We start from the raw sequence: 19340 nt of genomic DNA on the forward strand, positions 1-19340 counted from the left end.
GAGCAATTTCGCATTTCCCCGAAACGCTCCAATTGCTCTAACATCTCATTTTGTCGCGTTTCCGAACCGCGAAAGCGTGCACACTTTCGCTGGAAACCCTCTTAGGCGACGGCCGCAACGATCTTCTGGGCAGCGTCATCGAGATCGTCGGCGGCGGTGATCGCCAGCCCCGATTCGTTGAGGATCTTCTTGCCCAGCTCGACATTGGTGCCTTCAAGGCGCACGACCAGCGGAATGGTCAGGCCCACTTCCTTGACGGCGGCGACCACGCCTTCGGCGATCACATCGCACTTCATGATGCCGCCGAAGATGTTGACCAGAATGCCTTCGACCTTGGGGTCGGCGGTGATGATCTTGAAGGCCGCGGCGACCTTTTCCTTGGACGCGCCACCGCCAACGTCACAGAAGTTCGCGGGCTCCTTGCCGTAGAGGTGGATGATGTCCATGGTCGCCATGGCCAGCCCGGCGCCGTTGACCATGCAGCCGATATTGCCGTCCATGGGCACATAGGCCAGATCCCATTTGGAGGCCTCGATCTCCTTGGCGTCTTCCTCGGTCTCGTCGCGCAGGGCAAAGATGTCGGAATGGCGGAACAGGGCGTTGCCGTCAAAGCTCACCTTGGCATCGAGAACGCGCAGATGGCCGTCGGTCATCACGATCAGCGGGTTGATTTCCAGAAGCGCCATGTCTTTTTCGACGAACGCCTTGTAGAGCGCCGGAAAGAGGGACTTGGCGTCCTCGGCGGCGGCGCCCTCGAGTTTCAGCGCACTCGAAATCTCGCTCACATTGCCAGTGGTGACGCCCGCTTCGGGATCGATGGCGACGGTGACGATCTTTTCGGGCGTGTCATGGGCGACCTGCTCGATGTCCATGCCGCCTTCGGTGGACACAACGAACGCCACCCTGCCGACCGAGCGGTCGACCAGCAGCGAGCAATAGAGTTCACGATCGATGTCGGCGCCGTCCTCGATATAGAGGCGGTTGACCTGCTTGCCCGCATCGCCGGTCTGGGCGGTGACCAGCGTGTTGCCGAGCATATCACGAACGTTGGCCACGACCTCCTCGATCGACTTGGCCAGCCGCACGCCGCCCTTGGCGTCGGGGCCGAGCTCTTTGAACTTGCCCTTGCCGCGCCCGCCGGCGTGGATCTGGGACTTGACCACATAGAGCGGGCCGGGAAGCGATTTTGCAGCCGCTTCGGCTTCCTCTGCACTCATGATGGCCACGCCTTTGGCGACCGGGGCGCCGTAGCCCTTGAGCAGTTCCTTGGCCTGGTATTCGTGAATGTTCATCGCGGGTACGAACCTTTTTTAGCGTTCGGCAGAAAGGGAAAAGCCCGGAGAGAGTGTCTCCGGGCCGGATCGGTTACGCCAGTTTCGGCGCGATCTTCTTGCAGGCTTCGACAAGCCCGTCGACCGAAGCGACAGAGGCGTCGAACATCTTCTTTTCAGAAGCATTGAGTTCGATCTCGACCACCCGCTCGACACCGCCCGCCCCGATCACCACCGGAACGCCGACATAGGTATCGGACAGGCCGAACTGGCCGGTCAGATGCGCGGCGCAGGGCAGGATGCGCTTTTTGTCCTTGAGATAACATTCGGCCATCTCGACGGCCGACGCGGCGGGGGCATAAAAGGCCGAACCGGTTTTCAGCAACCCAACGATCTCGGCGCCGCCATCGCGGGTGCGCTGGATGATTTCGTCGAGCTTGTCCTTGCTCATCCAGCCCATCTTGACCATGTCGGGGAGTGGAATGCCGGCAACCGTCGAATAGCGCGCCAGCGGCACCATGGTGTCCCCATGCCCGCCCATCACGAACGCTGTAACGTCCTGCACGGACACATTGAGCTCATCGGCGATGAAGTGACGGAAGCGCGCGCTGTCGAGCACGCCCGCCATGCCGACCACCTTTTCAGCCGGAAGGCCGGAGAATTTCTGCAGCGCCCAGACCATGGCGTCGAGCGGGTTGGTGATGCAGATCACGAACGCGTCGGGGGCGTATTTGGAAATGCCCGCGCCGACCTGCTCCATGACTTTCAAATTGATTTCCAGAAGGTCGTCGCGGCTCATGCCCGGCTTGCGCGGGACGCCGGCGGTGACGATGACCACATCGGCGCCTTCGATGTCCTTGTATTCGGACGTGCCCTTGAGGGTGGAATTGTATCCTTCGACCGGACCCGACTGGGCCAGATCGAGCGCCTTGCCCTGGGGCACGCCGTCAACGATATCGAACAGCATGACGTCGCCAAGTTCCTTGAGCGCCACCAGATGTGCGAGTGTCCCCCCGATCTGACCGGCACCGATCAGAGCGATTTTCTTACGCGCCATGAGCAAGTTTCCCTATAGGTAAAGTAACGTTTTCCTCGCGCCCTCCATAGACCCTGCGGTCTTTGGACGCAAGTGAACCGTTCGTATTACGATCAAGGATTGTTTGGACGCACGGCCAACCCAGCCACAACCGTCACCCCGGCCTGGAGCCGGGGTCCAGTAAACTCCGCGGTCGAAGCGGCCGATGGTGCAATGCGACGAGGCCGGGGGTACTGGATCCCGGATCAGGTCCGGGATGACGACGGGGAGGGAGAAACGACGGGGTTCGCCACTTTCCCTGCCGCGTCAATTAAGTCAGGAAGACTGACCTGAACCGGTGCGCAGGGGCTGGGCGATGTAATCGGCCGAGCGCATCTCCTCGAGCCGGGACAGACAACGGGCGAACTCGAACCGGGTCCTGTCGTCCTGGGCGAGATCGTCGAGCGGGGCGGCAAAGCTGGCGGCGAGCTTGACCCCGCGATCGTAGAGCGTATCGACGAGCAGGATGAAGCGCTTGGCGGCGTCCGATCTGAGCCGGTCAAACACCGGCACATGATCGATCATCAGCGTGTGAAAACGGTTGGCCAGCTTGAGATAATCGCGCGCGCCGAGCGGGCGTTCGCACAGATCGGCGAAATCGAACCGCGCCACGCCCATGGCCTGGGCGGGAACGGCGATGACGCGGCCAAGGCTTTCAATGGCGTCGGGCTTTGGCTCGGCCCCGCCCGTCAGGTGATCAAACAGACCATCCATTTCGCCATCGACATCGGGCCCGGTGCCGATCTTGTAGACGTCCTGGGCATCGAGCCTCTCGCGCCGATAGTCGGTATCCGCATCGAGATTGAAGACATCGGTATGGGCCGTGAGCAGATCGATGAAGGGCTCGAAAAGCTGGCGGTTGAGCCCGTTCCAGTAGAGTTTTTCGGGCGGGATGTTGGAGGTGGCCACCACCACGACCCCATCGGCGAACAAGATCTCGAACAGGCGCGACAGCAGCATGGCATCGGTGATGTCGGAAACGAAGAACTCGTCGAAACACAACAGCCGCACCGAGCGGGTGATGGGCCGCGCCACCGCCGGGATGGGATCACGGGAACCCTTGGTCCCGGGATTTTCCGAACGGAACTTGGCGATCCCCTCATGCACCTCGTTCATGAATTCATGGAAATGCACGCGCCGTTTGGCGCTGACCGGAACCGTTCTGTAAAACAGATCCATGAGCATGGTCTTGCCCCGGCCCACATCGCCCCAGATGTAGAGGCCTTTGGGCGCTTCGCGCTTGCGCCGGAACAGGGCGGACAAAACCGAGCCCGCATGGGCTTCGAGCTGGTCGAGCCCTTCGGCCACCTTCTGCAATTTTTCGACAGCGTGCTTTTGCGCCGCGTCGGGCTTGACCTGCCCGGCGACGATCATGTCGGCATACGCATCGACAATGGAGCCCGAGGCTCCTTCACTCCCGGTCAAGCCCCCAAACCCGGTTAGCCGACCATTGAAACGGACTGACCGCCCGCAAGCGTGCCCACGAACCGGTTGCCGCTCTGGAACAGCGTGCCGACCAACTCGTCGCTCTCGTTATAGAACTGGATCTGGTTGCCCAGAAGGTTCCACGAGGTCACGTCCATAAGGCCCTCAACCATGCAACCCGGCGTCGAAGCGCGATAGCGGCCGGTGGAGCCCTTGGCGGTGTAGGTGAGATTGAGACGGCACTGTTCGGCGCCGACCATCACGGTCCAGCCGCCCAAAAGCTGCTCGATGGTGACGCTGCCGGTCAGATTGCGCCCGCCCGTGGTGTTGCCGGGACTGCCCACATCGTCGAGCAGGAAACCCGGCGAACTGGTCGACGCGCTGCCATCGAGCGATGCGGTGTTGCCCGGCACGGTGGGCGTGCCTGTGGTGGGCGGGTCTTGTGGCAGAACAGTCGACCCGTCGATGGGCGGCAGGTCGGACGTGGAGACCGAACCTGTCTGCACCGGCTGAAGAGTCGGCGGTGGCGGCGTGGCGGTGACCGTGGGGGCCGACCGGCCGAACGAGGTCGGCGAACAGGCACCAAGCACTGCGGTGCCACCGATGACCATCATCACTGCGAGCGATCTTGTAAGAGTTCCAACCATAACAGCTCCATGTGTTCGGCCCGGACGGGACATGCGGGAACGTAAAGCGTTCCGTACCGTTCCAACGGCGCTGCCGGCGGCCTTGCTTGTCGTGCGGATCGAGATCAAAAGGCACGAAACCTTTCGCTTTTCGGCCCTTTGGGGCCGTGATCGCGCTCCAACCTCTTTGGCTTTAAGGCGGCAGCGTTCAAGACTCAAGCCCTCCGGTCCGTCCAAAGGGTTCAGCGTTAACTATTGTGGCCAATATGGCGGTTATGGGACAACATCGGTTTGGGCCCCCGCGCCACTGATCCAAAAGGAAAGACCGGATGGGATTTTACGTCCACCTCAAGGCTTTCATGGCTTCGATTGCCGGAAGCTTCTGGTTTATGCCGCTGTTGATGGCCATAGCCGGGATTGCGCTGGGCAATCTGTTTGTCTTGATCGACACCATCGATGCGCTTTCGAACCTGCGCGAGCAGTCCTTTTATCCCCGGTTCGGTCCCGAAGGTGCAAGGGCCGTTCTGACCACCATTGCCGGGGGCATGATGACCATGGCCTCTCTGGTCTTTTCCCTGACCTTTGTGGGACTGACCCAGCTCTCGGGGCAATTGGGTCCGCGCGTGCTGATCATGTTCATGCAGGACCGGACCACCCAGTCGGTTCTGGGTGCCTTTGTGGGCGTGTTCCTGTTCGCCCTCGTGGTGCTGGGGGAAGTGAGCGAGCTCGAGGACGGGTTCGTGCCCGAGCTCGCCGTGGCCGCCACAATCGTCATCGCCACCGGCGCATTCGGGCTGGTGATCTATTTCGTCCACCACATGGCGCTGTCGATCCAGGCCGATGTCATCGTCGCCGATCTGGGCAAGCGGTTCGCCAAGTCCGTCGGCAAGGTCGCCGCCAGGGCCGATGCCTCCGATATCGCCAGCGCCAACCGGCACCTTGGCGAGTTCGACGGCTTTGCCGGGGCGCCCGTACCTGCACCCGGCAGCGGCTATATCCGCCACATCGCCTACGATCAGCTGCTCCACATTCTAAAGGACAACAGCCTGCGCCTCGAAATCGATCTGCGGGTTGACGATTATGTGGCCGAAGGCATGCCTATGGCGCATGTGGAGGGACCTGCTCCCGACATCAGGGCGCTGATCAAATGCTTTACCATCGGACCGCGTCGCGATGTGCTCCAGGAAGCCACCTATGAGGCGCGTGCGCTGATCGATATCGCCTTGCGGGCGCTCTCGCCCGGCATCAACGATCCCAACACCGCCGTCGCCGCCATCGATCATATGAGCGGCTCGCTGCTGCCGCTGGTCCGCTCGGACGGCGTGCCCCGAGTGCTGTTCACCAGCGATGGGCGTGCCGCGCTCAAGCGGCCCGAGCTGGGGCTGGCCCACTATCTCGACCTGATCGTGCCCGCGCTGTTGCCGGCCATGCGCACCGATACGCTGGCCACCGAAAGGCTGATCGAGCTCTTGATCCTTTTCGACCGGGTGAGCCGGCAGGAGCACCAGCGTGAGGCGATTACCAAATGGCGCAAGGTGATGGCCCGCGACGTGGACAACCACCAGCTGCCGCAAACCATGGTGGACTGGCTCAAGGACAAGGCGAGCGAGTGAGGTGTTGCGCGAACACGCGCTCAAACCACATTGTCTCCACACTGGTCATCCCGGGCGAAGACCCGCGATCCGTAAGCGGCAGAGCCGGCGGCTTTGTCTCTGGCGTTGAGTGTACTGGGCCCCGGGTCATGCCCGGGGTGACAGGGTGGGGAAGGCAGCAGCGGCGTTGCCCAATGGGATCGCTGCAAGCGGCTCTAGCGGTCCAGCATGTCCTTGAGCAACGCTTCGGCCAGCGGCTGGGCGTCGCGGGCCTCATGGGTGGGCACGGCGATGGCCAGGCCCTTGCCCGTCAGCCCCGCCCCGATGCCCGGCAGCCCGCCATCGGTGATCTCGCGCGGGGTGAACCCGTGCGCCTGAAGCGCGGTGACCATGAGCCGGGCCACCGATTCGCGTTCCACATAGACAATGGTTTCATAGTCGGTCATGGCGCGGCTCCTTAAAAGCAAACGGGGTCCGTGGACTGTCCACGGACCCCTTTAACGTCTATCGCATGGCGCCGGTTCAGGCCACCTTGCGTTCGACCATCATCTTCTTGATTTCGGCAATCGCCTTGGCCGGGTTGAGCCCTTTGGGGCAGACCTTGGCGCAGTTCATGATGGTGTGGCAGCGATAGAGCTTGAAGGGGTCTTCAAGATCGTCGAGGCGTTCGGACGTGGCTTCGTCCCGGCTGTCGATCAGCCAGCGATAGGCCTGCAACAGCACGGCCGGACCGAGATATTTTTCCCCGTTCCACCAATAGGACGGGCACGAGGTCGAGCAGCACGCGCACAATATGCACTCGTAAAGCCCGTCGAGCTTGGCCCTGTCCTCTTTCGACTGCAGCCATTCGGTGTCCGGGGTGGGTGATTTGGTCTGCAGCCATGGCTGGACCGATTTGTGCTGCTCGTAAAAGGTCGAAAGGTCGGGCACCAGATCTTTCACAACCGGCATGTGCGGCAGCGGATAGACGGCGATCGGGCCGTTTGAAACCTCGTCCATGCCCTTGGTGCAGGCCAGCGTATTGGCGCCGTCGATGTTCATGGCGCACGAACCGCAAATCCCTTCGCGGCACGAGCGGCGCAGGGTGAGCGTGGGATCGATGTTGTTCTTGATCCACAAGAGCCCATCGAGAATCATCGGCCCGCAATCGTCGAGATCGACGAAATAGACGTCGATGCGCGGATTGTCGCCCGTGTCGGGATCGTAGCGATAGACCTTGTATTCACGCAAATTCGTCGCGCCGTCCGGCTTTGGCCAGGTCTTGCCCTTTTTGGGGCGGGAGCGCTTGTCGAGGACGAGTTCAGCCATGTTTCGTTCGCTCCTTAGTAAACGCGGGCCTTGGGCGCGATCTTTTTGAGATCAATGCCATCGGACAGCGGATCGACGTGAACCGGACGGTAGCCGAGCGTCACCTTGCCCGCATCATCGATCCAGCTCAGCGTGTGCTTGCGCCAGTTGACGTCGTCGCGATCGGCGAAATCCTCGCGGGCGTGAGCGCCGCGGCTCTCCTTGCGCGCCTCGGCCGAATAGACCGTTGTGATGGCGTTGGCCATGAGGTTTTCAAGCTCGAGGGTTTCGACAAGATCGGAATTCCAGATCATCGAGCGGTCGGTGACCTTGACGTCGGCGAGTTCGGCCCAGATGCCTGAAATCCGCTCACAGCCCGCTTCGAGGGTTTCCTGGGTGCGGAACACTGCGGCGTCTTCCTGCATGGCGCGCTGCATCTTGTCGCGCAGTTTTGCGGTCGGCGCACTGCCATTGGCGTGACGCAGCCGGTCGAACCGGGCGAGGATCTTGTCGTCCTGGGCGCTGTTGATCGAAGGGATCGGTGCGCTCCGGTCCATCACCGCACCGGCCCGCAGCGCGGCGGCGCGGCCGAACACCACAAGATCGGTCAGCGAGTTGGACCCCAGCCGGTTGGCGCCATGCACCGAAGCGCAGGCCGCTTCGCCCACCGCCATCAGCCCGGGCACCACACGATCGGGATCGCTCTCGGTGGGGTTGAGCACCTCGCCGTGATAATTGGCCGGGATGCCGCCCATATTGTAGTGGACGGTGGGAATGACCGGGATCGGCTCGCGGGTCAGATCGACACCGGCAAAGATTTTCGCACTCTCGGAAATGCCTGGCAGGCGCTCATGAAGCACCGCCGGGTCGAGGTGATCGAGGTGCAGGAAGATGTGGTCGCCCTTGGCGCCCACGCCCCGGCCCTCGCGGATTTCCATGGTCATGCAGCGGCTCACGACGTCGCGGGATGCCAGATCCTTGGCGTTGGGGGCATAGCGCTCCATGAAGCGCTCGCCCTCGGAATTGACCAGATACCCGCCCTCCCCGCGCGCGCCCTCGGTGATCAGGCACCCCGAGCCGTAAATGCCCGTGGGGTGGAACTGGACAAATTCCATATCCTGGAGCGGCAGCCCGGCGCGGGCCACCATGCCGTTGCCGTCGCCCGTGCAGGTGTGGGCCGACGTGGCCGAGAAATAGGCGCGTCCGTACCCGCCGGTGGCCAGCACAACCATCTTGGCGCGGAAGCGGTGAATGGTGCCGTCGTCGAGCTTCCAGGCGATGACGCCCTGGCATTCCCCGTTCTCGCCCATGATCAGATCGAGCGCGAAATATTCGACGAAGAACTCGGCGTTGTTGCGCAACGACTGGCCATAAAGCGTGTGCAGGATGGCATGGCCGGTGCGGTCAGCCGCCGCGCAGGTGCGCTGCACCGGGGGGCCTTCGCCATATTCGGTCATGTGACCGCCGAACGGGCGCTGATAGATCTTGCCCTGTTCGGTGCGCGAAAACGGCACGCCGTAATGCTCGAGCTCGTAGATCGCCTGGGGGGCCTCGCGGGCCAGATACTCCATGGCGTCATTGTCGCCCAGCCAGTCCGACCCCTTGACGGTGTCGTACATGTGCCACTGCCAGCTGTCGGGGCCCATGTTGGAGAGCGAGGCCGCGATGCCGCCCTGCGCAGCGACGGTGTGGCTGCGGGTGGGGAAGACCTTGGTGACGCAGGCGGTCGAAAAGCCCTGCTCGGCCATGCCCAGCGTGGCGCGCAGTCCCGCGCCGCCGGCGCCGACCACCACGACGTCATAGGCGTGGTCGATGATTTGGTAAGCCGAAGCCATGAGCGAAATTAACCTCCGAAGGCGAGGACGAGAACCGAAACCAGGGCGATAACGCCCACGATCACGGTGAAAATGGTGTTGGCCGCCTTGGCCAGCGAGTGATTGCGCGGCTCGTGGATGTAATCCTCGATCACCTCGTTCATGCCGTTGCGCATGTGGATGAAGGCGACGGCGAACAGGACGATGGCGAGGATGGAAACCAGCGGATTGGCGAAGGTCGCGGTCATCTGGGCCCGGTCGGCGCCCGACAGCGAAACGACCAGCCAGATCAAGAACCCGACCAGAACGATATTGATCGCTCCGGTGACACGCTGGAGAATGAAGGCGCCGGTGCCCTTTTCCTTGGGATTTGTCTGCATGGTGTTCCCCCTAGAACCAGACGAACACGGCCCAGACGATGACCGTCGCCGCAATCGAGAAAACAAGCGTGGCAAGCGTGATGGCCTCGCGGCTGGCCGGATCGAACCCGGCGCCGGTGTCCCAGATGAAGTGCTTGAGCCCGCCGGCCATGTGATGGAACAGTGTCCAGGTGTATAAAAACAGCCCGATCTGGATGATCGGATGCCCAAAGAACCCCTGCACCGCTGCCAGCTGATCCTGTCCCAGCGCGGCCGACCCCAGCCAGAGCGCAAACAGGACGGTGCCCAGATAGAGCCCGATGCCCAGCACGCGGTGCACGATCGACAGGGTCATGGTCAGGGTAAAGCGATAGACGGAAAGATGCGGGGACGTCGGTCGGAACTGCGCCATTGTCTGCCTCGATCTGGCCCGCGCGGAGCCGCCGGGCACACAGCGCCGGTTGCCCGGCAGAAAACTTGCGGCCAACTTCTAATCGCGCTTTCCCCATTCGTCAAAGGGCCGCGCTTACGTCTTTGGTCTGAAAACGGCCAACGCGGCCCCCGCTAAAATATTGACTTTTAAGGTCATATTTTTGTCCGGCACTGGACAGCACCGGTTAAGTCGAGGCAAGAGTGGAGAAATGTCAGCCAGGTTTACCTACAAGGTAAAGTCAAGATGCCAGCCCACAACGCGATCACCATCACAGCCAAAAAAATACTCGCACGCGCCTGGGGCAGCCTGACCGAATATGTGCTGGCCTATCCGCGCCGGGACGGAACCAGCGTTTCGCTGACCCGCGAGGTCTATGACCACGGCAGCGCCGCGGCGATTCTGCTGCTCGATACCGACCGCCGGGTGATGACGCTGGTGCGCCAGTTCCGCCTGCCGCCTCACCTCAATGGCGACGATGGCAATCTGATCGAAGTGTGCGCCGGGCTGCTCGAGGGGGACGACCCGGAAACCTGCGCGAAAAAGGAAGCGCTTGAGGAGACCGGCATCGTGCCCTCCCGCCTGCGGTTTGCGTTCCAGATCTATGCCAGCCCCGGATCATTGAGCGAGAAAATCCACTGCTTTGTCGGCTTCTACGACGAAGGCTGCAGGCGCGGCCCAGGCGGCGGACTGGCCGAGGAGGGCGAGGAGATCACGCTTGTCGAAGCCGGATTCGATCAGGCACTGGCGATGATCGATCAGGGACAGATCATCGATGCCAAAAGTGTGGCGCTGATCCAGTACGCTGCAATCAATGGGCTTTTGGCGGACCCAAGGCGGGGCTAAGGGGTTGCAAGGAACGCGCCGGTCACCGAATGGAGCAATTGGGGATTGCTCCAGAGCACCCACGCGCCAATGGCCAGCGCCACAAGCAGCACCAGCCCGAACGCCTTGCGCACCAGCGAAAAGACCAGCCAGAACGCCACCAGCGCAATGGCGCCGATGACAATAAGTGAAAAGCTGTCGGTTGGAATCCCGGCCTCCCTGCGAACCGTTGAACCACCACCGATTGCACAGCCCGAGGGCGGCTTTTTGATGTCAGGCAGCGGGCCGGACCGGCAAAGGTCTGCCCAATCGTCCATGGAACCGTGAGCGGGGACAATAAGTTTGCCCACCAGAACCAACCTCATGGAAGGAATGCCAGATCATGAAAACATTTGCTTCGATTGCCCTCGTCATTGCCGGTGCCCTGGCCGTCTCCGGCTGCACCTCGACCCAGCAGAACATGACAGGGGCGGCAGTTGGCGGCGGCGCAGGCGCGGCCGTCGGCGGATCTGTCGCTGGCACGCCCGGCGCCGTAGTGGGCGGGGCCGGCGGTGCGGCTGCAGGCGTTGCCGTTTCCGAAGAAATGAACGACTGATTTGCCTCCGGGTGGCCGGTGGGCCGCCCGAGCGCATGTGCAAAGAAGCGGGGCCTGCTCACGTCGGCCCTGCTTTGTATTTTTAACGCGATCGGGTAAGGCCGGGCTCTAGGCGTTCGGATGGACCGAACCCGGCCCCAAATCGAGCTCCCGCGCCAGCGCGCCGGAAACGGCGCGCAATTGAAGCCATTCCTCTTCGCTCAACCCCACGAGCAGATCGGCCAGGATCGCTTCGCGCGCCGCACAGGCGACTTCGACCGCAGCCAATCCCGCCACGGTAACTTCGATGCGACCCGAGCGACGATCATCTCCATCGGCGCGGCGCGCCAGCCCCTGACGCACTAGGCCCTCAACGAGCCGGGAGGCCGTGGGCGCCGAGATCTTTTCCTGAGCCGCCAACCGGCCAATGGTATTGGCCTTGAGAAAATGGATCACCGACAGCGCCGAAAGCTGCGCCGCGCTGCATCCGGTCTGCCGGTCTGCCGCCTGCAGCGCCCTGTCGAGCGGCAGAACCAGACGATGGAGCAATTGCAGGGCGCGCGACTTGTGAGACTGGGACACAGATTTCTCTTTCAATTAGTAAAGCTAATTGTTAGCATAGCTAAACATCTATTGCCAACGATCGCATCGGAAATTCACCATGGAACTTCACCGGGGACGGCTTATCGATCATGTGCACCTGCGGGTCAGCGATCTCCAAAAGAGCCGCGACTTCTATCGTGCCGCGCTCGGTGCGCTGGGCCGTGAACTGACCCTGGAAACGGATTCGTTTTTCGTGTCCGATGAATTGTTCGTCGATGCGGCAAACGATTATGTGAGCAGGGTTCATCTGGCTTTCCAGACCACCGGCCCCGACATGGTCGAGGCGTTCTACGAGGCAAGCGTCAAAGCCGGAGGCACTGACAACGGCGCGCCGGGCGAGCGGCCCTACCATCCCGGCTATTATGCCTGCTTCGTTCTCGATCCCGACGGCAACAATATCGAGGCTGTTTGGCACGGCCCCCATGACCGCAATACGGAATCGGTGGTCATCACCGCCCATATGTGAAGCCATGAGCACCGGCACTTCGCGCCTCAGCCAACCCATGCCCGACGATATCGGGCAAAGGCTCGAAGAGGCGGGGCTGCGCGCCGCCTATGACAAGCGGCCCGCCTATCAGCGCAACGACTATCTGGGCTGGATCGCCCGCGCCAAGCGCCCGCAAACGCGCGAAAAGCGGATCGCCCAGATGCTCGACGAACTGCAGACGGGCGGGGTCTATATGGCCATGAAGTGGGGGGCTCAGACGTAATCGACGAGCTTTTTGTCCGGATCGTAGGGCTGGTCCTCGACGTCCTTGGTCACCGCCTGGCCGCAGCGCATTTTGCCCGTGGCGGCATCGAAGACGTAATGGGGGGCGCCGTACAGCAGCCAGCCGTCCGAGAGCGCTTTGGTCACCTTGTGGCAAAAGGTCGAATCATCGTCGCCGGACAAAAAACGGTAGATCATCATGGAAATCAAAACTCCTTACAGCGCTGCGCGCCAGCACATTTGCACGCAGCGCCGACACCATAGCGATTGATCTTGGCCGCGTCAGGGGCTAATCGGCAGGGGCGGACAGAGTACAAAAGGATGCGAGCATGACGCAGCAATTCCCGCCCTTCCTGATCGAGGGCTACCGCAACTTCATGTCGGGGCGGTATGCGACCGAGAGCCAGCGCTACAGAAAGCTGGCCGAAGAGGGCCAGAAACCCACAACGATGGTGATTGCCTGCTGCGATTCGCGCGCCGCGCCGGAAACGATTTTCGATTGCGGGCCGGGGCAGTTGTTCGTCCTGCGCAACGTCGCCAATCTGGTGCCGCCCTTCGGGCCGGACGCCGCCTATCACGGCACCTCCTCGGCCATCGAATTTGCGATCATTCATTTAAAGGTCGAAAACATCGTGGTCATGGGCCATGGCCGCTGCGGCGGCATTGCCGGGGCCCTGGCCACCGCGGCCGGGCACGCGCCCGAGGGCGCCTTTATCGGCAAATGGCTGACCATGATCGAGGAGGTGGCCGGCAAGGTCGAGGCCAATTCGCTCCTGACCGCCTCCGAACAGCAAACCGCGCTCGAGCGCATCGTCATCCGCCAGTCGATCGGCAATCTTTTGACCTTTCCCTTCGTCAAGGACCGCGTCGAGGCCAATGAGCTTTCGCTGCACGGGGCGTGGTTCGACATTTCCTCGGGCGAACTCTGGACGATGAACGGGGAAAGCGGCGACTTCATGCGGCCTGAGCTTTAGCCTGAGGGCGAAGCCATCCCTTTCCCACAGCGTCATCCCGGGCTTGACCCGGGATCCAGTAACCGGCAGCGCCAGCGGTTCTTGCTTTGACGCTGAGTGTACTGGGCCCCGGCTCAAGGCCGGGGTGACCAAGGGTGGGCGTGGCTGGGTCGGGGAACCAAGCCAACCGCAAAGCCCTCTGGAGCCGTCGTTCCGCTAGACCCTAGGCGCGGATCGGTCATGCGCCCGGATTGATCGGCACCTGTCTGGGCCTCATCCTGGCAACCGTCAGAATGAGCCCAACAAAGATCAGGATGCCGCCCGCCACATCGGCCCCATAAATCGGTTCGCCCAGAATCAGGACCCCCGACGAAATTCCCGCGATGGGAACCAGAAGGGTGAAGGGCGCCACTGTCGCCGCCGAATGGCGCGATAAAAGACCCGACCACATGGTGAACCCGAACAGCGTTGCGGGATAGGCCAGGAAGGCAACCAGCATCACCGCGTTCCAGCTTGGCGGATCGATATAGGCGAAAATGGCCGGGCCGCCCTCGAAGGTGAACGAGAGCGCAAAAAGCGGAATAGATCCCAGCATATTGCCCCACGCCACGAAAGGCAGCATGGGGATCGATCCGGCCAGTTTCGAGATATTGTTGGCGACGCCCCAGCTCAGCGCCGCCAGCATCAATATGGCCAGCGGCAGCAATTGACCGCCCGAACCGTGGCCCCAGGCGATAACGCCGATGCCGCCGAATGCGACGAGACCGCCAACGATCTGCAGCCGGCGCGGCACCTCGCCGAAGACGAAGAACGCAATGGCGATGGTAAACATCGCCTGCACCTGCAGGGCGAGCGAGGCGAGGGACGCCGAAAGGCCTAAAAACAGCGTCAGGTTGAGCAGCGCATAAAGCGCGCAGGCCATGAACAGCCCATACCCGGCAACCAAAAGCCAGGGCGCTTTGGGCCGGGGGATGAACAACACCACCGGCACGGCGGCGAAAAAGAACCGCAGCGCCGCCGAGAGCAGCGGCGGCAATTCGGCAATGCTGAGTTTGATGACCGTAAAATTGAACCCCCAGATCGCAACGACAACGAGGGCGATCAGGATGTCGCGAAGGGGCATGGGGAGGCTCGCAAGAACAAAAAGGCAGGGGCCCTGCTCTAGCGCACCGCCCCTGCCCTGTCATCACTCACCGATGAAATTTCAGCGTGGTGCGATCGCCACGTCTTCATAGCCCGGAGCGGTGCCCCAGACATTGATTGTGGTGGTGGCGCGCAGGCCGTGGATCTGGAACGGATCCTCGGCGATGATCTTTTCGACCTCGGCCTTGGTCTCGGCCTCGAAGATCCACAGCCCACCAACCGGGCTGCCGCCTTCCTGGGCACGCATGGCGCCGGCCAGAACGATCTTGCCTTTGTATTTGCGCAGATAGGCCTGATGGTCCGCGGTATGCTCGGCGCGGATCTCAGCTGCACCCTCGGTCTTGTCGGTGAAAAGAGCTGCCCAGCGCATCATGCGGCCTGACTTTTCATCAGACCGCGCGCGATCAGCGTTTCGGCGATCTGGACGGTGTTGAGGGCCGCGCCCTTGCGCAGATTGTCCGAGACCACCCACATGACCAGCCCGTTTTCCACGGTCACGTCCTCGCGAATGCGGCTGACATAGGTGGCGTCTTCCCCCTTGGATTCGACCGGGGTCATGTAGCCGCCGTTCTCGCGCTTGTCGAGCACCACGATCCCAGGTGCATCGCGCAGCGCGTCGCGCGCCTCGTCGGGCGAAATCGGCCGCGCAAATTCCATGTTGACCGCTTCGGAATGGCCAACGAACACCGGCACGCGCACGGCGGTGCAGGTGACCTTGATCTTGGGATCGAGCATCTTTTTGGTTTCGGCCAGAACCTTCCACTCTTCCTTGGTGTACCCGTCTTCCATGAACACATCGATGTGGGGGATGACGTTGAAGGCGATCTGCTTGGTGAACTTGTTGGGCGTGGGGCTGTCGTTGACGAAAATGCCCTTGGTCTGGTTCCACAGCTCGTCCATGGCATCCTTGCCGCCGCCCGAAACCGACTGGTAGGTCGAAACCACGATGCGGGTCAGCTGGGCGAGATCGTGCAGGGGCTTGAGGGCCACAACGAGCTGGGCCGTCGAGCAATTGGGGTTGGCGATGATGTTCTTGCGGTCGTTTTTCGCCATATAGGCATCGAGAACGTCGGCGTTGACTTCCGGCACGATCAGCGGAACGTCCTCGTGGTAGCGGAAGGCCGAGGAATTATCGATGACGATGGCGCCGGTCGCGCCGATCCTGGGCGCCCATTGCTTGGAGATGTCGCCGCCGGCGCTCATCAGCACGAAATCGGTGCCGGTGAAATCGAAATCATCAAGGTTTTTGCACTTGAGAACCTTGTCCCCGAAGCTCACTTCGCGCCCGACCGAACGTGACGATGCCAGCGGTACCAGCTCATCGATCGGGAAATTGCGCTCGGCGAGAATGTCGAGCATTTCGCGGCCCACATTGCCGGTGGCACCGACGATAGCAACCTTGTAACCCATAATATGTCTTATCCTTTCACCCCACCTCCCGTGCCGCGGGGTCTAAACCCGCTCGGCCACAGATTGTCTTGCCGCCCTCCCCGCCGGGAGGGACTGGCCCGGGGAGTGCGTCAAGCGGTTTTGGTGGTGGTTTTGAGTGCGAACGGTCTTGTCCCGGCGCAATCGCCGGTCCTATCGAGCAGCGCTGTCATGGTCGCAAAACCCATGCAAAAGGGCTCCTGCCGTTCGGGATCAGCTTCATACGCGGTTCTTGGTGCTTTGCCAAGGTCAACCCGAAAAGCAAAAGGCCCCGCCGCAAGCGACGGGGCCCTCCAACGCAAGGGAGACGCGTTTTATCAGTTGGGGACGAGGACCGCATCGACAACGTGGATCACACCATTGGACTGGTTGACGTCGGCAATGGTGATGTCGGCGACCGTGCGGTTTTCATCGATCACCTTGAGCGAGCCGCCGATGATCTGGAAGCCGAGCAGATCGCCCGAAACGGTTTCCAGACCGAACGCGCCGTCATTTTCCTCGGCCATGGCCATCAGCTCTGCGGCCGAATAATTGCCGGCGATGACATGGGCGGTCAGAACCTTCTGGAGCATTTCGAGGTTTTCCGGCTCGAGCAGCGTATCGACGGTTCCGGCGGGCAGATTGCCGAACGCGGTGTTGGTCGGTGCAAAGACGGTGAACGGGCCGGGGCCCTGGAGCGTATCGACAAGCCCGGCAGCCTGGACAGCGGCAACCAGCGTTGTGTGATCGGCCGAATTGACGGCGTTTTCAATGATGTTCATTTCAGGCGACATCGGCGCGCCGCCGACCATGGGATTGTCCTGAGCGAAAATGGCGGTGGACGCGCCGAACGAGATGGCGACACCGAGCGCGAGAGCGGAAACGAATTTGAGCATAATGATCCCCCCTGATGGGAATGAAGTGTGCATCGGCCCCATTGGCCGTGCTGACAGGGAGAACTACGGGCGCTTACACAAAAGAGTTTCAGACGGCTCTGCGCGGCTTGCGCTCAGAACTTGACGCCGACCATCACGCCCAGATTGGACAGCCCCTCATTGGGCGCACACAGCTCGAGATTTGAGATGTGCTCGTAGCGCAAGGTGACCGTGACGTTTTCGCTGACATTGGCCCCGATGCCCGCCGCATCGTAGAAATTGAACGAACAGCCGAAATTGCGCGCCGGAAGGGTCGCGCCCGACAGGGCCCCATCGGTGACCGCGGCCCCGAAGCCCAGTTCGAGATAAAGCGGGGTTTCGAACACCGGGATCTGCCAGTTGAGATTGGCGTGCAGGATGTTTTCGCGGCCGTTGAAATTAAGCGTCGCGCCGATCTCGGGGCGCGGCGAGCCGATCCAGCGGAAAGCCTCGATATCGGGGGAGGTAAACAGCGCCGAAAATTTCACATCCTCGAGGCGCGACAAATCCCAGTTGTTGCCGGTGGGCAGAAAGCCGCCATAGGCCGAATGAAAGAACACGCCGGCCCGCAATTCGTCGAGCGCGATATCCTGAGCGGCAACGGGGCTGGCAACCATCAGCGCACCGAGCGCCACTATCACAGATTTACGCATGATCACCCAAAAGCCCTGATTTCCGCCGCCGCTCCGGTTGTGTGACACAGGATCGGAACGCACTCAAGGCGCAATCCGTTGTCCGGCACCACCAACGGAGACTTACCATCATGTCGATTTCTTCGCTACAGGATCTGTTCATCCACACGCTTCAGGACATCTATTTCGCCGAAACCCTGATCGTGAAAAAGCTCCCCACAATGGTCAAGGAAGCCGGCGCCGCTCCGCTCAAAAAGGCGTTCGAGGAGCATCTGGAAGAAACAAAAACCCATGTTTCCCGCCTCGATGAAGTGTTCAGGATTTTGGGCCAGAAACCCCAGGCCGAAGAATGCCCGGCCATCGAAGGGATCATCGAGGAAGCCGAGGAACTGATCGGTGAAATTTCCAACGCCAAGACCAAGGACGCAGCCCTGATCGCCGCCGGCCAGGCCGTCGAGCATTACGAGATCACCCGCTACGGCACCCTGGTTTCCTGGGCCAGGGAACTGGGACACGAAGAGGTGCTGGGCCATCTGCGCGAAACGCTGGCCGAGGAAAAGGACGCCGACAACAAGCTGCTCCGGCTCGGCGAAGACCAGCTCAACCAGAAAGCCGCATGAGCTTTTTTGGATAAATCGCAAAATACCGATGAAGGCGCGCTTGAACCGGAGCGCGCCTTCTCCCATCTTGGCAAAATGACTTTGCCCCCGCTTTCCATTCAGGACCTTGCGCCGATCTCGCAAGGCTATTCCACCAAAGAGGCGCTCGCCAAAACCCTCGATCTGGCCCGGCTGGGCGACGAGATGGGGTTTGTGCGCCTCTGGTACGCAGAACATCACGGCATGCCCTCGATTGCCTCCTCGGCTCCCGATATCCTCATCGCCCACGCGGCAGCGCATACAAAGCGCATCAATGTCGGCGCGGGCGGGGTGATGCTGCCCAACCACGTTCCCTTGCGGGTGGTCGAGACCTATCGCACCCTCGAAGGGCTTTATCCCGGCCGCATCGATCTGGGGATCGGGCGGGCCGGCGGCTCGGACGGTCTGACCCTGCGCGCCCTGCGCTCGACCAATGGCGAGGATTTCCCGCACGAATTTGCCGAAATGCTGGCCTATGAGCGCGGCGGGTTTCCAGACGATCACCCGCTGGCGCGCGTCAAGGTCGTGCCCGCCGAAGTGCCCCTGCCCCCGATCTGGCTTTTGGGGTCCTCGGGCGCATCGGCGCAGATGGCCGGGCAATACGGGATCGGCTATGCGTTTGCCTCGCATTTTTCACCCACCCCGGCCGGGCCTGCCTTTGATGCTTACCGGCGCAGTTTTCGGCCCTCGGACCAGTTCGCGACGCCGCACGCAATTTTGTGCGTTGCGGTGATCTGCGCGCCGACCGACGAGCAAGCGCGGCACCTTTCGAAATCGATGGAGTTGACCTGGCTGCGCCTGCGGTCCAACGACCCGCAAAAGATCGCCCCGCCCGAAGACTCCGACAATTATCCCTGGACCGATCAGGAGCGCGCCTTTGTCGAAAGCCAATCCAATCTGTGGATCGTGGGCAGCCCCGAAACGGTGAAGGCAAAAATCGCCGAGAAGGTGGCTGAAACCAATGCCGACGAGGTCATGGTTTCAACCACCGTCCATGATTACGACAAGCGACTGGAGAGCTATCGGCTGCTCAAGGAAATCTGGGACGCGTGAGCGGGCCTGT

The 19340-nt window shown here is 61.8% G+C and carries 25 protein-coding genes; 8 read left to right on the plus strand and 17 right to left on the minus strand.

The features are described from left to right. Window positions 1–101: 101 nt before the first annotated feature. The 4 genes from sucC to AACZ55_RS03845 form a co-directional block, all read right to left on the minus strand. Entirely contained in the window at window positions 102–1292 is a 1191-nt protein-coding gene (sucC, locus tag AACZ55_RS03830; RefSeq protein WP_339643267.1) for an ADP-forming succinate--CoA ligase subunit beta, read from the minus strand. Window positions 1293–1365: 73 nt separating this feature from the next. Further along, on the minus strand, window positions 1366–2328 hold the full coding sequence (mdh, locus tag AACZ55_RS03835) for a malate dehydrogenase (protein ID WP_338608528.1): 963 nt from the start codon (window positions 2326–2328) through the stop codon (window positions 1366–1368). A gap of 294 nt (window positions 2329–2622) precedes the next feature. Then, window positions 2623–3771, minus strand: coding sequence for a cell division protein ZapE (gene zapE / locus AACZ55_RS03840; protein WP_339643271.1), 1149 nt, complete (start codon window positions 3769–3771; stop codon window positions 2623–2625). Window positions 3772–3785: 14 nt separating this feature from the next. Next, window positions 3786–4385, minus strand: coding sequence for an AprI/Inh family metalloprotease inhibitor (locus AACZ55_RS03845; protein ID WP_338608526.1), 600 nt, complete (start codon window positions 4383–4385; stop codon window positions 3786–3788). Between the two features lie 341 nt (window positions 4386–4726). On the opposite strand from AACZ55_RS03845, the gene AACZ55_RS03850 reads away from it, so the two are divergent. Beyond that, window positions 4727–6010 (plus strand): DUF2254 domain-containing protein, encoded by a 1284-nt coding sequence (locus tag AACZ55_RS03850; RefSeq protein ID WP_339643274.1) that lies wholly within the window; start codon window positions 4727–4729, stop codon window positions 6008–6010. 194 nt (window positions 6011–6204) lie between these two features. On the opposite strand, the gene AACZ55_RS03855 is transcribed toward AACZ55_RS03850, so the two are convergent. The 5 genes from AACZ55_RS03855 to sdhC form a co-directional block, all read right to left on the minus strand. After that, window positions 6205–6435 carry a hypothetical protein gene (locus tag AACZ55_RS03855; RefSeq protein ID WP_338608524.1) on the minus strand — a complete coding sequence of 77 codons (231 nt, stop codon included), beginning with the start codon at window positions 6433–6435 and terminating at the stop codon, window positions 6205–6207. Window positions 6436–6511: 76 nt separating this feature from the next. Further along, on the minus strand, window positions 6512–7297 hold the full coding sequence (locus AACZ55_RS03860) for a succinate dehydrogenase iron-sulfur subunit (RefSeq protein ID WP_338608523.1): 786 nt from the start codon (window positions 7295–7297) through the stop codon (window positions 6512–6514). Between the two features lie 14 nt (window positions 7298–7311). Beyond that, window positions 7312–9111 carry a succinate dehydrogenase flavoprotein subunit gene (sdhA, locus tag AACZ55_RS03865; RefSeq protein WP_339643276.1) on the minus strand — a complete coding sequence of 600 codons (1800 nt, stop codon included), beginning with the start codon at window positions 9109–9111 and terminating at the stop codon, window positions 7312–7314. Window positions 9112–9119: 8 nt separating this feature from the next. Beyond that, window positions 9120–9470: a succinate dehydrogenase, hydrophobic membrane anchor protein gene (gene sdhD / locus AACZ55_RS03870; protein WP_338608521.1), complete on the minus strand. Its 351-nt coding sequence runs from the start codon at window positions 9468–9470 to the stop codon at window positions 9120–9122. Between the two features lie 10 nt (window positions 9471–9480). Further along, entirely contained in the window at window positions 9481–9861 is a 381-nt protein-coding gene (gene sdhC, locus AACZ55_RS03875) for a succinate dehydrogenase, cytochrome b556 subunit (protein ID WP_338608520.1), read from the minus strand. 264 nt (window positions 9862–10125) lie between these two features. Here sdhC and AACZ55_RS03880 point away from each other — a divergent pair, with 264 nt between their 5' ends. Further along, window positions 10126–10725 (plus strand): NUDIX domain-containing protein, encoded by a 600-nt coding sequence (locus AACZ55_RS03880; RefSeq protein WP_339643280.1) that lies wholly within the window; start codon window positions 10126–10128, stop codon window positions 10723–10725. Here AACZ55_RS03880 and AACZ55_RS03885 read toward each other — a convergent pair. Further along, on the minus strand, window positions 10722–11054 hold the full coding sequence (locus AACZ55_RS03885) for a hypothetical protein (RefSeq protein WP_339643283.1): 333 nt from the start codon (window positions 11052–11054) through the stop codon (window positions 10722–10724). The genes AACZ55_RS03880 and AACZ55_RS03885 overlap by 4 nt on opposite strands. 32 nt (window positions 11055–11086) lie before the next feature. On the opposite strand from AACZ55_RS03885, the gene AACZ55_RS03890 reads away from it, so the two are divergent. Further along, a complete protein-coding gene (locus AACZ55_RS03890; RefSeq protein ID WP_339643286.1) occupies window positions 11087–11299 on the plus strand; it encodes a hypothetical protein in 213 nt (70 codons plus the stop codon). Window positions 11300–11407: 108 nt separating this feature from the next. On the opposite strand, the gene AACZ55_RS03895 is transcribed toward AACZ55_RS03890, so the two are convergent. Then, window positions 11408–11860 carry a MarR family transcriptional regulator gene (locus tag AACZ55_RS03895; RefSeq protein WP_339643289.1) on the minus strand — a complete coding sequence of 151 codons (453 nt, stop codon included), beginning with the start codon at window positions 11858–11860 and terminating at the stop codon, window positions 11408–11410. A 79-nt stretch (window positions 11861–11939) separates the two neighbouring features. Between AACZ55_RS03895 and AACZ55_RS03900 the strand changes: the two genes are divergently transcribed. Both AACZ55_RS03900 and AACZ55_RS03905 read left to right on the plus strand, forming a co-directional pair. After that, window positions 11940–12347: a VOC family protein gene (locus AACZ55_RS03900; protein WP_339643291.1), complete on the plus strand. Its 408-nt coding sequence runs from the start codon at window positions 11940–11942 to the stop codon at window positions 12345–12347. 4 nt (window positions 12348–12351) lie between these two features. Continuing rightward, window positions 12352–12591, plus strand: a complete 240-nt coding sequence (locus AACZ55_RS03905) for a YdeI/OmpD-associated family protein (RefSeq protein ID WP_339643294.1) — start codon at window positions 12352–12354, stop codon at window positions 12589–12591. Here AACZ55_RS03905 and AACZ55_RS03910 read toward each other — a convergent pair. After that, window positions 12582–12791, minus strand: coding sequence for a DUF1737 domain-containing protein (locus AACZ55_RS03910; RefSeq protein ID WP_339643297.1), 210 nt, complete (start codon window positions 12789–12791; stop codon window positions 12582–12584). The genes AACZ55_RS03905 and AACZ55_RS03910 overlap by 10 nt on opposite strands. Before the next feature lie 128 nt (window positions 12792–12919). Here AACZ55_RS03910 and AACZ55_RS03915 point away from each other — a divergent pair, with 128 nt between their 5' ends. After that, window positions 12920–13564, plus strand: coding sequence for a carbonic anhydrase (locus AACZ55_RS03915; protein WP_338608512.1), 645 nt, complete (start codon window positions 12920–12922; stop codon window positions 13562–13564). Window positions 13565–13781: 217 nt separating this feature from the next. On the opposite strand, the gene AACZ55_RS03920 is transcribed toward AACZ55_RS03915, so the two are convergent. The 5 genes from AACZ55_RS03920 to AACZ55_RS03940 all read right to left on the minus strand — a co-directional run bounded on the left by AACZ55_RS03920 (window position 13782) and on the right by AACZ55_RS03940 (window position 17660). Continuing rightward, on the minus strand, window positions 13782–14666 hold the full coding sequence (locus AACZ55_RS03920) for an EamA family transporter (RefSeq protein ID WP_339643300.1): 885 nt from the start codon (window positions 14664–14666) through the stop codon (window positions 13782–13784). An 81-nt stretch (window positions 14667–14747) separates the two neighbouring features. Then, on the minus strand, window positions 14748–15059 hold the full coding sequence (locus AACZ55_RS03925) for a YciI family protein (protein ID WP_338608509.1): 312 nt from the start codon (window positions 15057–15059) through the stop codon (window positions 14748–14750). Continuing rightward, window positions 15056–16096, minus strand: a complete 1041-nt coding sequence (locus AACZ55_RS03930; RefSeq protein ID WP_338608508.1) for an aspartate-semialdehyde dehydrogenase — start codon at window positions 16094–16096, stop codon at window positions 15056–15058. Before AACZ55_RS03930 ends, AACZ55_RS03925 begins: the two co-directional genes overlap by 4 nt. A 335-nt stretch (window positions 16097–16431) precedes the next feature. Then, the gene (locus tag AACZ55_RS03935) at window positions 16432–16989 is read right to left on the minus strand and encodes a fasciclin domain-containing protein (protein ID WP_339643304.1); all 558 of its coding nucleotides are present in this window, start codon (window positions 16987–16989) and stop codon (window positions 16432–16434) included. 113 nt (window positions 16990–17102) lie between these two features. Then, the gene (locus AACZ55_RS03940) at window positions 17103–17660 is read right to left on the minus strand and encodes an acyloxyacyl hydrolase (RefSeq protein ID WP_339643307.1); all 558 of its coding nucleotides are present in this window, start codon (window positions 17658–17660) and stop codon (window positions 17103–17105) included. Window positions 17661–17770: 110 nt separating this feature from the next. Between AACZ55_RS03940 and AACZ55_RS03945 the strand changes: the two genes are divergently transcribed. Together AACZ55_RS03945 and AACZ55_RS03950 are read left to right on the plus strand one after the other, a co-directional pair. Next, a complete protein-coding gene (locus tag AACZ55_RS03945) occupies window positions 17771–18259 on the plus strand; it encodes a DUF892 family protein (RefSeq protein WP_338608505.1) in 489 nt (162 codons plus the stop codon). A 6-nt stretch (window positions 18260–18265) separates the two neighbouring features. Then, complete coding sequence (locus AACZ55_RS03950) at window positions 18266–19330, plus strand: LLM class flavin-dependent oxidoreductase (protein WP_339643310.1); 1065 nt, start codon at window positions 18266–18268, stop codon at window positions 19328–19330. Window positions 19331–19340: the final 10 nt, after the last annotated feature.

The organism is uncultured Pelagibacterium sp. (genome assembly GCF_963972885.1).
Lineage (GTDB): Bacteria > Pseudomonadota > Alphaproteobacteria > Rhizobiales > Devosiaceae > Pelagibacterium > Pelagibacterium nitratireducens.